This window comes from Massilibacteroides vaginae (genome assembly GCF_900178525.1).
GTDB classification, from domain to species: domain Bacteria; phylum Bacteroidota; class Bacteroidia; order Bacteroidales; family Tannerellaceae; genus Massilibacteroides; species Massilibacteroides vaginae.
This window is the reverse complement of sequence record NZ_FXDJ01000008.1, coordinates 530,567-543,278: the sequence shown is the minus strand read 5'-3', so window position 1 is coordinate 543,278 and position 12,712 is coordinate 530,567. Positions and strand designations below refer to the sequence as shown.

Here is a 12,712-nt window from a genome sequence, read left to right as displayed (position 1 = left end):
TATGAAAAGAACTCTTGCATTAGGTCTTCTGCTTTTAGCGATTTTGTTGCCCTTGAACGCGACAAACAAAGGAGAAGTAAAACCTGTAAAGAATTTAATCGTGTTGATTCCGGATGGTGCATCGTTGGCTACAATGTCGACTGCTCGTTGGTTGCAATGGTATTCTAACCCGGACAAACCGAAGTTGAATATTGATCCATACCTATGTGGTACGGTGCGTACGCATTCGTCTAATGCTCCTATCGGAGATTCGGCGCCTACTACGTCTTGTTATATGACCGGTCATCCAAGTCGTACAGGCTACGTGTCTACTTATCCTGTTGCAGATCCGGGTAATGATATCTATCCGATGGATCCTGAGCGTGCTTACCAACCGCTGATAACCGTATTGGAAGCTGCGAAATTATTGGATGGCAAGGCAGGCGGACTTGTTTTTACTTGTGAATTTCCACATGCTACACCTGCCGACTGTTCTGCGCATAGCTACAATAGAGGAAAGTATGAATGGATCGCTCCGCAGATGGCACACAATGATTTGTCTGTCGTTATCGGTGGAGGAACGACGCTGCTTCCTGCTGAAAGCGAAGCTTATCTGAAAGCAAACGGCTATTCGGTTTACAAAGATGATTTGAAAGCCATGCGCGCCGATAAGGGAGACAAGATGTGGGCTTTATACGGTGAAAGAGATATGGATTATGATCTGGATCGTAACGTGAACGAACAGCCTTCTATTGAAGAAATGACGCGTATTGCTATTGAAAAACTGTCTCGAAACGAAAATGGTTTCTTTTTGATGGTAGAAGGTAGTAAGGTTGACTGGGCAGCACATGGCAATGATCCTATTGGTATGGCTACTGATTTCATCGCTTTTGATAAAGCGTGTGGAGTTGCATTGGATTTTGCACGTCAAAACGGAGAAACAGCTGTAGTTATCCTACCCGATCATGGTAATAGCGGACTCAGTATTGGCGTAAGTCGTTGTACCGGATATGATAAGTTGTCAAAACATCAGTTGTTCGGACAGTTCTCCAAATTTAAAATGACGGCTCAGGGATTTGCTCGTAAGGTTAATGAAATCCCTGCGGCTGAAGTGCAGAATCTTTTCAGAGAATATGCCGGATTTGAATTGAGTGAACAGGAATTACATGCGTTAAACAACTGTAAAGACTATAAAAATAGTCCTATTCCTGAAGATCAACGTTCGGCGGATGGGGTTGAGGCTTCTATGTATAGTGGTTCGCTTACCTCTTTTATGGCAAAAATAATTACATCTAAGACTTGTTTTGGTTTTACAACGGGTGGACATACCGGCGAGGAAGTTTTCCTGGCTGCTTATCATCCGCAAAACACAATACCGTTAGGTATGCAAACGAATATAGAGTTGAACCAGTATCTTTGTGAAGTTATGGGCTTCAGTGGAAAATTAGATGATTTAAGCAATCAATATTTCGCAAAGCATACCGACGTGTTCAGTGATTATAAATTTGAAGTAATACCTTCAAAAGAGGAGGGAGGCTTACCTGTTTTAATTGTTAAGAATAAGAAGAAACAGCTGACAATTACGCCTTTCTCTAATATTGTGAAGGCCGGCAAGAAAGCCAATGAAGAAATCCGGTTGAATTCGGTGGTTGTTTATGTAGATAAAAACAATACATTTTATTTACCGCAAGCATTAACAGATTACTTGAAATAATAAAAAGCGGAGGCTGAAAGGTCTCCGCTTTTTTTATACATTTGCATATATAGACAGAATACTTAAAACATGAAAAGTAACAGTTTAGTTTCTATTGATCAGTGTACTGAAGAGGATATAATCCGTATCTTGGATAACGCGGCTTTATTTGAAGCGAACCCGAATCGGCGATTGTTGGAAGGAAAGGTGGTAGCTACTTTGTTTTTTGAACCTTCCACGCGTACCCGACTGAGTTTTGAAACAGCAATTAACCGTTTGGGTGGACGAGTGATTGGTTTTCAGGACGCCTCTACAACAAGTTCCTCCAAGGGTGAAACATTAAAAGACACCATTCTTATGGTGAGCAATTATGCCGATCTGATCATTATGCGTCATTATTTGGAAGGTGCCGCCCGCTATGCTTCCGAAATCACAACTATTCCAATTGTAAATGCAGGAGACGGAGCCAATCAGCATCCATCTCAAACCTTGCTTGATTTATATTCAATCCGCAAAACACAAGGAGATTTAAATAATCTGACCATAACTATGGTGGGAGATCTTAAATACGGGCGCACAGTGCATTCGCTGATTGTGGGTATGTCTCACTTTAATCCGACTTTTCATTTCATCGCGCCGGAGGAGTTGCGTATGCCTGAAGAACAAAAAAATTTTTGTGATGAACACGGGATTAAGTATTATGAACATACGGCCTTTTCCGAAGAGATAATAAATGAATCAGATATTTTATACATGACACGCGTTCAACGTGAACGTTTTACGGATCTGGAAGAATATGAACGGGTGAAGAATGTCTATATCTTACGTAATAGTATGTTGGATAATAGTCGTGATAACTTGAGGATACTGCATCCGCTTCCGCGTGTCAATGAAATTGAATACGACGTTGACGATAGTCCGAAGGCTTATTATATTCAGCAGGCACGAAATGGACTGTTTACGCGTGAGGCCATTATCTGTGAAGTTTTAGGTATTACCATTAATTGATGTAAAGTTATGTCAGCGCAAAAAAAACGTGAAATGCAGGTTGCTGCATTAGAAAATGGAACAGCAATAGATCATATCCCCCCCGATCGCCTGTTCAAGGTAGCCAACTTGTTAGGACTGGAAAAAATGAATAATACCATTACGATCGGCAATAACTTTAAGAGCTCAAAAATGGGATCGAAGGGAGTTATTAAAATATCGGATAAGTTCTTTCAGGAAGATATTATTAACAGGATCGCTTTGATTGCTCCCAACGTGATACTGAATATAATCCGCGATTTTGAAGTGGTAGAAAAGAAAGCGGTTATATTGCCCGACGAAATTACAGCATTGGTGAAGTGTAATAATCCTAAATGTATTACCAACAATGAACCAATGCCAACGCATTTTGACGTAATAGACCGGGAAAAGGGAACGCTCAGATGCCGTTATTGCGAACGTAAAATTAACAAGGAAGATATTGTGTTAAAATGAAACAAGACTGGAAACCGGGAACGATGATTTATCCGCTTCCTGCTGCGATGATTACATGCGGAAGTGAACCGGATGAGTATAATATTTTGACGATAAGTTGGCTGGGTACAATTTGTACAAATCCCCCCATGTGTTATATTTCTGTACGACCGGAGCGTCATTCGTATCCTATTATAAAGAAGAATATGGAGTTTGTAATCAATCTGACGACAAAAGACCTGGCTTTTGCGACGGATTGGTGCGGTGTGAACAGCGGACGGACCTATCATAAGTTTGAAGAAATGAACCTCACACCGGGAAAAGCCTCTCTTGTTAATGCTCCGTTAATAGAGGAATCTCCCCTTTGTATAGAATGCAGAGTGAAAGAAATTATCCCATTAGGTAGTCACGATATGTTTATTGCGGATGTGGTGAATGTACGGGCTGACGAAAAATACCTGAATGCTGAAACCGGTGCCTTTGATATGGAAAAAGCCGGCTTACTTGCTTATTCGCATGGTAAATATTATGAGTTAGGTGAATTGGTCGGTAAATTCGGCTGGTCCGTGAAAAAGAAAAAATAAGAATTACATGAAACATTGGCTCCTCATTTTATCGCTGTTGCTTCTTTCGTGCAGTGTTTTAAAGGCTGTGGAAACTGATTCCGTGCAGATTAAGCCAAAACAAAGCGCTTATTTTAACTGGGGAGCCAAAGTAGGTTTCAGTTCCGTATTACCGGTTGTAAATACATTCACAATAGAGGATATACCTATTGAATCGAATGTAGAATATAAGGTGGGCTATATGGCAGCCCTTTTTTTACGCTTAAACTTCGATCGATTCTTTTTACAACCCAGTTTGGCCTGGCATACCACAGAAAGCAGGTTTAATTTCAATATTCCGGAAGGAGTAAATCCATTGAGATCAACGCCTACCAAACAAATGTCCGACCAATTAAATCTTAAAATCCACTCGCTCGCACTACCTGTTCTGATTGGGTATAATCTTGTTAAAGAAAAACCCTTTGGTTTATCTATAATGGCAGGTGCTTCAATGAAATACAATTATAGCATACAGTATACCTCCAATCTCGATTATTATAACGATAAATACACCACCGACGACACGAAGTTTAGAGTGAACCTGATGGGAGGTATTGGAGTTACTTTATGGCAGTTGTTTTTTGATTTTACTTACGAAGTCGGTTTAAATCATCGTGAAAAAAACTTCAAGAGGATAGGAGATGATCTCCCTTTGGCCGGAAATATCGTTCTCGACAAACGATTGAACATGATGGGCTTCTCTTTAGGATTCCTCTTCTAATCACGCTTAGAACCGGATAAGCTGTACTAATTTAGGCTTATTTACAAATCTAACCATCTTTTTCTCCAGTTCGATTAGGCCGTCGTCTTGCATATTGCGCAGTTCACGGGCTAAAGCCGGACGTGAAACCCCAAAGTATTCTGCTAACGCATGCTGGGTTCGATCCAGTTCTACCTGATTTGCTTTTTCTTCCGGCAGATTCAGCAGATAAATAATGATCTTTTGTCTGATCGTTCTGAACGACATCAGATGCAGCTTCTTACTGAGCGCGGAAGCGTAATACGCGGAAATATCCAGATAATTTTGTAGAAGCTGTTCGTGCATCCGAAGCATTTTCAAAACAGAACCCTTGGGTATAATCAGTGCTGTTACATTTTCACGTGTGGTAACCTGTACGGGAAACCGACTCTCTTTCCCAAACAAAAACAGTGGAGCTAACGGATTAGGCGCCTCAATATCCTCCACCTTGACGATTTTTCCCGAAGGATCCGTCATTTCGGCTTTAACACTTCCTTTCAGTAAAAATATCAGGCGATTGCACGGCTCATCTTGCATAGCAAGTATACTTCCTTTCGGGTAGGTAGATTCACTAACCTGAACAGACGTGAGTATCTGCTCGATTTCATCTGCTGTTAAACCGGCAAAAAGATTGGTTTTTGCGATCTCTTCTGTATTCATTGTATCATTGTATTGAATTGAGATGCTCAAATGTAAGCATACTTCTTTACATCAACCTTCTTTTCTGCATAATACACCGTTTAATGAACAAAAATACCTGAAAGTTGTGATTGAACTAATTATTAATTGTTCCCTTTTTTGCTACTATTACTATTGTTTTCTGTAAATAACCTTTATTTTCCTTTTTCCATATATATAGAAAAACTTTACCACAGATATAGAAAAGTTTTTCCACAGATATAGAAAAAGGAAAATATCCTTTATAAAAAAGAATTGACAGGTTATTCGTGTACATTTAATAGATAGAGGAGTATTACCCGTATATATAGTAATTTAAGCGGTAAGAATTTTGTTTATCACATAAATCTTTCGTTACTTTGCAACCGCTTTACGTAATCTCTGTCGGGACATGGGGCCCGTTACATTGCGTTTCGTTAAAATAACAATTAAAAGCTATACAAAAATGGATTTTATTAAAGTTGCAGAGGAAGCATTTGCTGTAAAAAAAGAGTATCCTGCATTTAAAAGTGGAGATACAGTAACAATTGCTTACCGTATTAAAGAAGGTAACAAAGAACGTATCCAGCAGTACAGAGGTGTTGTTATCCGTATCTCAGGACATGGTGACAAAAAACGTTTCACTGTTCGTAAAATGTCTGAAAACGTTGGTGTAGAAAGAATTTTCCCAATGGATTCTCCATTTATCGAAAGTATCACACTTAACAAAGTGGGTAAAGTTCGCAGAGCTAAATTGTACTACCTACGTGAACGTACCGGTAAAAAAGCAAGAATCAAAGAAAAAAGAGTTTAATCTACTCATATTTCGCAAAAAAAGGATGTACCAACACGGTACATCCTTTTTTGTTTTAAATGCTTTGTAATGGTTTAGAAAGTTTTCTTTGCGGTTAGTATTTTCTGTTTATGAAAGGAAAATTTCTTACAGGCATTCTAATTGGTTATCTACGGCAAAGTGATATAGTTTACCCCAGGCAATATTGTATGATTTAGGAGAGCTATAGGCATCAATAATACGGATGTAGATGCTGTTTGTGGATGAAATTTCTCTGATTTCAGGAGATAACTTACATTGTGTGTTGTTAATTTGGGGTATGTCTTTCCATGGAGTGGGGGATTTTCTGTAGGCTGATGGTGAAATGCCGAAATGTTCGGGAACAGATAGAGGCATGCCACAGCTTTGACAAAAGAGTTCCTTCATACAATACTTAGTTGGCTGCCCAACGTTTCAATGTTGGAAAGTAAAGTTTCATTTGAGCGATTGCTTCCTCTTTCGACATTTTTTTGTCTGAGCCTTTGTTGAATTCATCCACAAATTGAGCGCAATGGATAATCATTTCATCCATAGTCACGTTTTGTGTAAAAGTACCTTCGTTGTAACAATAGCAGCAATAGTCGTCATTGCTTGTTAAATCTTTGTTTGTTCCGTGATCGTCAGCCTTTTGAAGAGGCATTCCGCAACTTTGACAAAATTTTGTTTCCATAACCGTTTGTTTTAATTGATAATGAAACAAAGCTATCTTCTTTTTTTGATTAACTGGTTGTCCATTCTTGCGAATGATATTTTTTTTGACAAAAAAAGCGTGGCTTAACAATGAAAACCACGCTTCTAATTATTTATTCTGTTTCAATTATTCATCCAACAGGATTTCTAAAATCTGGCATGCTGCCTTGGCAACGGGTGAACCCGGACCAAAGATTGCTGCTACACCGGCTTTATAAAGATAATCATAATCCTGAGCAGGAATTACTCCTCCGGCAATTACGATTATATCTTCACGTCCTAATTTTTTGAGTTCTTCTATTACCTGAGGAACAAGTGTTTTATGTCCTGCTGCAAGTGAAGAAACACCCATTACGTGTACATCATTTTCTACAGCCTGACGAGCGGCTTCGGCCGGAGTCTGGAACAAAGGTCCCATATCTACGTCGAATCCACAGTCTGCATACCCTGTTGCTACTACTTTAGCACCACGGTCGTGACCGTCTTGTCCCATTTTCGCGATCATAATACGAGGTTGACGACCTTCTTTCTTCGCGAATTTCTCTGTCAGTTCGCAGGCTCTGATAAAGTCTGCATCTTGTTTTGTTTCTGATGAATACACGCCTGAAATAGTTCTGATAATTGCTTTATAACGTCCTGCGATTTCTTCGCAAGCATCGGATATTTCACCAAGAGTAGCACGAAGTCCGGCAGCTTTTACCGCTAATTCCAACAAGTTTCCTTTCTTCGTACGAGCACATTCGGTAATAGCATTCAACGCTTCTTTTACAGCAGCTTCGTCGCGTTTGCCACGTACTGTGTTAAGACGTTCGATTTGCTGAACGCGCACTGCGGTATTGTCGATTTCCAGAATGTCGATCGGTGCTTCTTTAGCCAAACGATATTTGTTTACACCAACAATTGTCTGCAAGTTAGAGTCGATACGTGCTTGTGTGCGGGCAGCAGCTTCTTCGATACGCATCTTCGGCAGACCGGTTTCGATTGCTTTTGCCATTCCACCCATGCTTTGTACTTCCTGAATCAGTGCCCAGCCTTTATGAACAAGTTCGTTTGTCAACGTTTCTACATAATAAGAACCTGCCCAAGGGTCGATTTCTTTACATATCTGCGTTTCTTCCTGAATATAAATCTGTGTGTTACGAGCAATACGGGCAGAGAAGTCGGTCGGTAAAGCGATTGCTTCGTCCAATGCGTTCGTGTGTAATGATTGTGTATGTCCTAATGCAGCAGCCATAGCTTCAATACAAGTACGACCTACATTGTTAAACGGATCTTGTTCCGTTAACGACCATCCTGAAGTCTGACTATGCGTACGAAGTGCTAATGATTTCGGATTCTTTGCTCCGAAGCTTTTCACAATCTTCGCCCAAAGCATACGAGCGGCACGCATTTTCGCGATTTCCATAAAGTGATTCATGCCGATTGCCCAGAAGAAAGACAGGCGAGGAGCGAAGGCATCTACATCGATACCTGCATCAATACCTGCACGCAAATACTCCATACCATCACAAAGTGTATAAGCCATCTCAATATCGGCTGTAGCTCCTGCTTCCTGCATGTGGTAACCGGAGATAGAGATTGAGTTAAATTTAGGCATCTTTTGCGAAGTGTATTCGAAGATATCAGCAATAATCTTCATGGAAAACTCCGGTGGATAAATGTAGGTGTTACGCACCATGAACTCTTTCAGAATGTCATTCTGAATTGTTCCTGCCATTTCTTCCAATTTAGCACCTTGCTCTAATCCTGCATTGATATAGAATGCCAATATAGGAAGCACAGCACCGTTCATAGTCATGGAAACAGACATCTTATTCAATGGAATACCATCAAACAATACTTTCATATCTTCCAAAGAACAGATTGACACGCCTGCTTTACCTACATCACCAACTACACGGTCGTGATCAGCGTCATATCCGCGGTGCGTAGCTAAGTCGAAAGCTACAGAAAGACCCTTTTGCCCTGAAGCAAGGTTTCTTCTATAGAAAGCATTCGATTCTTCTGCGGTTGAGAATCCGGCGTACTGACGGATTGTCCAAGGACGCATAGCATACATACCGCTATACGGGCCTCTTAAATAAGGAGGAAGACCTGAAGCATAATTCAAATGCTCCATTCCTTCAAGATCTTCTTTGGTATAAACAGACTTAACTTCTATATGTTCAGGAGTTTTCCAGTCTGCATTAATGCCGTTCTCTTTGATCCACTCTTGCGTATTAGTAGCTGTGAATCCGGCGTTTTTTATATCTATATTTTTAAAATTCGGTCTCATGATTCTTCTACTTAAGCAATTCCTAATTTAGCGTTAAAGGTTTTCAATGTTTCCAGCACGTTGCTTCTTACATTGATAAATTGAGTTATGCCTTGTGTTTTCAGGTCCTCCATGCATTCAGGAGCACCAGCAACAACAAATTCAGCTCTTCCGTTGATCGCTTTAAAAGCTGCAGGAGCAAAGTCAACGTATTCGTCGTCACTTGAACACAGTACCACTATGTTAGCACCGGCTTTTACTGCTGCTTCAACACCAGCTTCAACGGTTTCAAAACCTAAATTATCGATTACTTTATAACCTGCACAGCCAAAGAAGTTTGATGAGAATTGCGAGCGAGCCAAACGCATAGCCAGATTACCGATAGTAAGCATAAATACTTTTGGTGTATTGCCGCTTTTTTCTGTAGCCAAGCGAAGTGCTTCAAATTCTGATGATCCGCGAGAATTGTTTAATGTAGGAACCGCTTTTTCGTCACCACAGCCACAACCGCAACCGCATTCGGAATTTTTCTTTATTTTATCTCCTGCCACTTCAGTGAAGTTAGGGAACTGATTTGTTCCTAATAATACCTCACGACGGGTAGCTACAGCTTTTTGTCTTGCAATAGCTGATGCATTAACCGCATTCTGTATTTGGCCTTTATCCGCTAAAGTGGTAAAACCTCCGGCCTCTTCCACTTCAAGGAACAATTTCCAAGCCACATCGGCCAACGAACTTGTCAGTACTTCTACATAATATGAACCTGCCGCAGGGTCAGCTACCTTATCAAAATGGCATTCCTCTTTCAATAACAATTGTTGATTGCGAGCAATGCGTTCAGAGAAATCGTCTGAATTCTGATATACATCATCAAACGGAAGAACAGTTATTGAGTTAACTCCGGCAATAGCTGCCGACATTGCTTCGGTTTGCGTACGCAATAGGTTCACGTGCGCGTCATATATAGTCATGTTCCATTTTGAGGTAATTGCGTGTGCGTCCATCTTGGCCGAACAATCACAAGCCGGATTGTATTGAGCTACGATTTGTGCCCATAACCAACGAGCGGTACGGAATTTCGCGATTTCCATGAAGTAATTGGAACTTACTCCGAAATTAAACTTAATTCTTTTAGCAACTTCATCAACCGAAAGTCCTTTTTCTGTTAATTTGGCAAGCAAATCGTTACCCCATGCTAAAGCATAACCTAACTCCTGCGAAATGTAGGCTCCCGAGTTGTTTAAGAGCATTGCATTTACAGCAAGCACTCTGAATTTAGGTAATTCGGCGGCGGCGTTAAGCACTTCAATAGCCTCATCGCTCCAGTCTTCTGCCTTGTATCCTTTTAATAAAGGATTTTTAAACACATCATAATTAACCGAACCGTAACATTTGCTAAGGTCGGCACCGGCTGCTTTCAGGTAACTTGTTAGTATTCCTAAAAGTTTCGTAGCTCCGCTAAGACAGGTTCTGAAGTTTAGTTCAACCGATTCGGCTACAATGCCACTAAGTAATAGTGCAATGTTTTCTGCCGTAATTTTGTCTTTCTTGAAAGAAAACCCGAGAGAAGTAATCCCTTTATTCAAGAGATCAAGCGCTTTTTTGTTAGCAGCGGCAAAGTCTTCCACTTCAATGTCCTGCCGTACATCCCAGTTATTGTCTTTTTTAGTGCCCCTAACGAAAGGGAACTCACCCGGCAAAGACTTGATGGACTTCAGGTCTTGAATGTCTTCTTCTCTGTAAAAAGGTTTTACTTCAAACCCTTCATTCGTTTTCCAGATTAGTTTTTTCTCAAATGGCACACCTTTTAGGTCTGCCGTAATTTTCGCCATCCATTCATCTGTAGTAACCGGCGGAAATTCGGAGAAAAGTTTTTCTTTTAACTCTGACATAATGTTAGTTACTTTAATTCTTTTGGTATTAGTAATGTTCAATAATCTTACAGTTCAATAACAGACATCAAAGGTAAAATAATAATAAGGAATGAACAATAAAAGCGTGCAAAATCGAACGATGCTTATGTGTACTTATTCCTGTTGCTTATTAATTTAACATAGTATAATGACAGGAAATAGTATATCTTTGTGCATTATCCAAGAAAAAAAGAACACATTTATGAAGTTGATGCTGCAATCATACAAACTCTTATTATTTGTATTCTGCCTGTTTGGTGTTACTCAGATGCAGGCCCAACGCAAAAACACATCTTATATTAACTATATAGATAAGTATAATTCTATAGCTGTGAAACATCAGGCTAAGTATGGAATTCCGGCCAGTATTACATTGGCTCAGGGAATTTTGGAATCTGGCGCGGGCCAGAGCCAGTTGGCCAGAAAGTCAAATAATCATTTTGGTATAAAATGTCACAACGATTGGACCGGCGCGCGTGCGTATCATGACGACGACTTCCGCGGAGAGTGCTTTCGTAAATATCGGAAAGTAGAAGATTCGTATGACGACCATGCTTTGTTTCTTACCGGCAGACCTCGATACGCTAATCTGTTTAAGCTTAATGTTAAAGATTACAAAGGCTGGGCAAGAGGGCTTCAGAAAAGCGGATACGCTACCGATAAAGCCTACGCCAACAAGCTTATAAAAATGATCGAAGATTATGAGTTGTATAAATTCGATTCCAATAAAGGACGGAAAAACACCTCGGTTTCCGTGCCTTCTTCTAAAGCGATAAGTAAGCGCGCGGTTTATAAAACGCACGGTTTAATATATGTATATGCCAACGCGAATGACAGCTTCGAGGATGTGGCGAGAGATTTAGGGTTTAAACCGAAAGATCTGCAAAAATACAATGAAGTGCCGGTCGATTTTCCGCTTCAAAAAGGCGATGTTATCTATCTTCAAAAGAAAAAGAAGAAAGCCGACAAACCTTATTATGACCATGTTGTGCAAATCGGTGAATCTATGCACAGTATAGCTCAGAAGTATGGAATCAGAATAAAGAATCTGTACAAAATGAATAAGAAAAACGACGATTATGTTCCCGAAGAGGGTGACGTGTTGAAACTACGATGAATTATTTAGCTCATATTTTTCTTTCGGGTTCGGTCCGTAAACGGCAGCTGGGAAATTATATTGGAGATGCTGTAAAAGGAAAGGGGTATGAAAACTACCCCAAAGATATTGCCGATGGTATTTTATTTCATAGAGCTATTGATTATTACACAGATAACCATCCGGTTGTACGGGAGATGGTTGTTAAATTACGCCCGGATTTTGGGCGTTATTCCGCTATCTTACTGGATATTTATTTTGATTATTTTCTCGCTTCCCGGTTTCATCTGTATTCAGACAAATCGTTGACTTTTTACACAAAGAACTTTTATATTACGCTCGTTTTAAACTACCGTTACCTACCTGCCAGAATGAAAAGCTTTATGTGGCATTTTATTTTAACCGACCGGCTTGGTAAATACGCCAAACCGGAAGGAATTCGTCAATCCCTTGAAATAATGGTTAAATACCGCAACCTGGATATTTCTGTTGATAATGCTATGGTGTATCTGTCCGAACATGAAGACGAATTGTTTAACCAATTCATGTTGTTCTTTACCGACCTCAGGCTCTTTTGTCGGGATTATATAACCAAAGCCTGATACTATCCTTTAAAATCTTCTTTTAATAAGGATAAACTTATCTGTTTAAAGTATATTTTTCTTTTTCTATATCTGTGGAAAAACAGTTCGACAATTGTGGAAAAACTTTTCTATATCTGTAGAAAGCTTTTTCTATATCTGTGGAAAAAGGAAAACAAAGGTTATCGGATAAAAAATATAGGTTTAAAAAAGAA

At 39.9% G+C, this 12,712-nt stretch carries 13 protein-coding genes; 8 read left to right on the top strand and 5 right to left on the bottom strand.

Going from position 1 to position 12,712, the window contains the following annotated elements; all coding sequences use genetic code 11:
- Position 1 precedes the first annotated feature (1 nt).
- The 5 genes from B9Y81_RS07590 (at position 2) to B9Y81_RS07570 (ending at position 4,456) form a co-directional block, all read left to right on the top strand.
- Positions 2-1,693, top strand: coding sequence for an alkaline phosphatase (locus B9Y81_RS07590; protein WP_085536381.1), 1,692 nt, complete (start codon positions 2-4; stop codon positions 1,691-1,693).
- A gap of 69 nt (positions 1,694-1,762) precedes the next feature.
- Positions 1,763-2,680: an aspartate carbamoyltransferase gene (gene pyrB, locus B9Y81_RS07585; protein WP_085536380.1), complete on the top strand. Its 918-nt coding sequence runs from the start codon at positions 1,763-1,765 to the stop codon at positions 2,678-2,680.
- A gap of 9 nt (positions 2,681-2,689) precedes the next feature.
- Positions 2,690-3,154 carry an aspartate carbamoyltransferase regulatory subunit gene (gene pyrI / locus B9Y81_RS07580; RefSeq protein WP_085536379.1) on the top strand — a complete coding sequence of 155 codons (465 nt, stop codon included), beginning with the start codon at positions 2,690-2,692 and terminating at the stop codon, positions 3,152-3,154.
- Positions 3,151-3,717 carry a flavin reductase family protein gene (locus B9Y81_RS07575; protein ID WP_085536378.1) on the top strand — a complete coding sequence of 189 codons (567 nt, stop codon included), beginning with the start codon at positions 3,151-3,153 and terminating at the stop codon, positions 3,715-3,717. The genes pyrI and B9Y81_RS07575 overlap by 4 nt, the downstream gene beginning before the upstream one ends.
- A 7-nt stretch (positions 3,718-3,724) precedes the next feature.
- A complete protein-coding gene (locus B9Y81_RS07570) occupies positions 3,725-4,456 on the top strand; it encodes a porin family protein (protein WP_085536377.1) in 732 nt (243 codons plus the stop codon).
- Between the two features lie 6 nt (positions 4,457-4,462).
- On the opposite strand, the gene B9Y81_RS07565 is transcribed toward B9Y81_RS07570, so the two are convergent.
- On the bottom strand, positions 4,463-5,134 hold the full coding sequence (locus B9Y81_RS07565; RefSeq protein WP_085536376.1) for a Crp/Fnr family transcriptional regulator: 672 nt from the start codon (positions 5,132-5,134) through the stop codon (positions 4,463-4,465).
- A 463-nt stretch (positions 5,135-5,597) separates the two neighbouring features.
- Between B9Y81_RS07565 and rplS the strand changes: the two genes are divergently transcribed.
- Positions 5,598-5,945 (top strand): 50S ribosomal protein L19, encoded by a 348-nt coding sequence (gene rplS / locus B9Y81_RS07555; protein WP_085536374.1) that lies wholly within the window; start codon positions 5,598-5,600, stop codon positions 5,943-5,945.
- Between the two features lie 126 nt (positions 5,946-6,071).
- Here the strand turns inward: rplS and B9Y81_RS15215 are convergent, their stop codons facing one another.
- The 4 genes from B9Y81_RS15215 to mutA form a co-directional block, all read right to left on the bottom strand.
- A complete protein-coding gene (locus tag B9Y81_RS15215) occupies positions 6,072-6,350 on the bottom strand; it encodes a zinc ribbon domain-containing protein (protein WP_139822902.1) in 279 nt (92 codons plus the stop codon).
- A gap of 7 nt (positions 6,351-6,357) precedes the next feature.
- Positions 6,358-6,633, bottom strand: a complete 276-nt coding sequence (locus B9Y81_RS07550) for a zinc ribbon domain-containing protein (protein WP_085536571.1) — start codon at positions 6,631-6,633, stop codon at positions 6,358-6,360.
- 147 nt (positions 6,634-6,780) lie between these two features.
- Positions 6,781-8,928 (bottom strand): methylmalonyl-CoA mutase, encoded by a 2,148-nt coding sequence (gene scpA, locus B9Y81_RS07545; protein WP_085536373.1) that lies wholly within the window; start codon positions 8,926-8,928, stop codon positions 6,781-6,783.
- Positions 8,929-8,939: 11 nt separating this feature from the next.
- Positions 8,940-10,799: a methylmalonyl-CoA mutase small subunit gene (gene mutA, locus B9Y81_RS07540; protein ID WP_085536372.1), complete on the bottom strand. Its 1,860-nt coding sequence runs from the start codon at positions 10,797-10,799 to the stop codon at positions 8,940-8,942.
- A gap of 223 nt (positions 10,800-11,022) precedes the next feature.
- Between mutA and B9Y81_RS07535 the strand changes: the two genes are divergently transcribed.
- Together B9Y81_RS07535 and B9Y81_RS07530 are read left to right on the top strand one after the other, a co-directional pair.
- The gene (locus tag B9Y81_RS07535) at positions 11,023-11,937 is read left to right on the top strand and encodes a glucosaminidase domain-containing protein (RefSeq protein WP_085536371.1); all 915 of its coding nucleotides are present in this window, start codon (positions 11,023-11,025) and stop codon (positions 11,935-11,937) included.
- Complete coding sequence (locus tag B9Y81_RS07530) at positions 11,934-12,518, top strand: acyl carrier protein phosphodiesterase (protein WP_085536370.1); 585 nt, start codon at positions 11,934-11,936, stop codon at positions 12,516-12,518. The genes B9Y81_RS07535 and B9Y81_RS07530 overlap by 4 nt, the downstream gene beginning before the upstream one ends.
- The last annotated feature ends 194 nt before the right edge of the window (positions 12,519-12,712 follow it).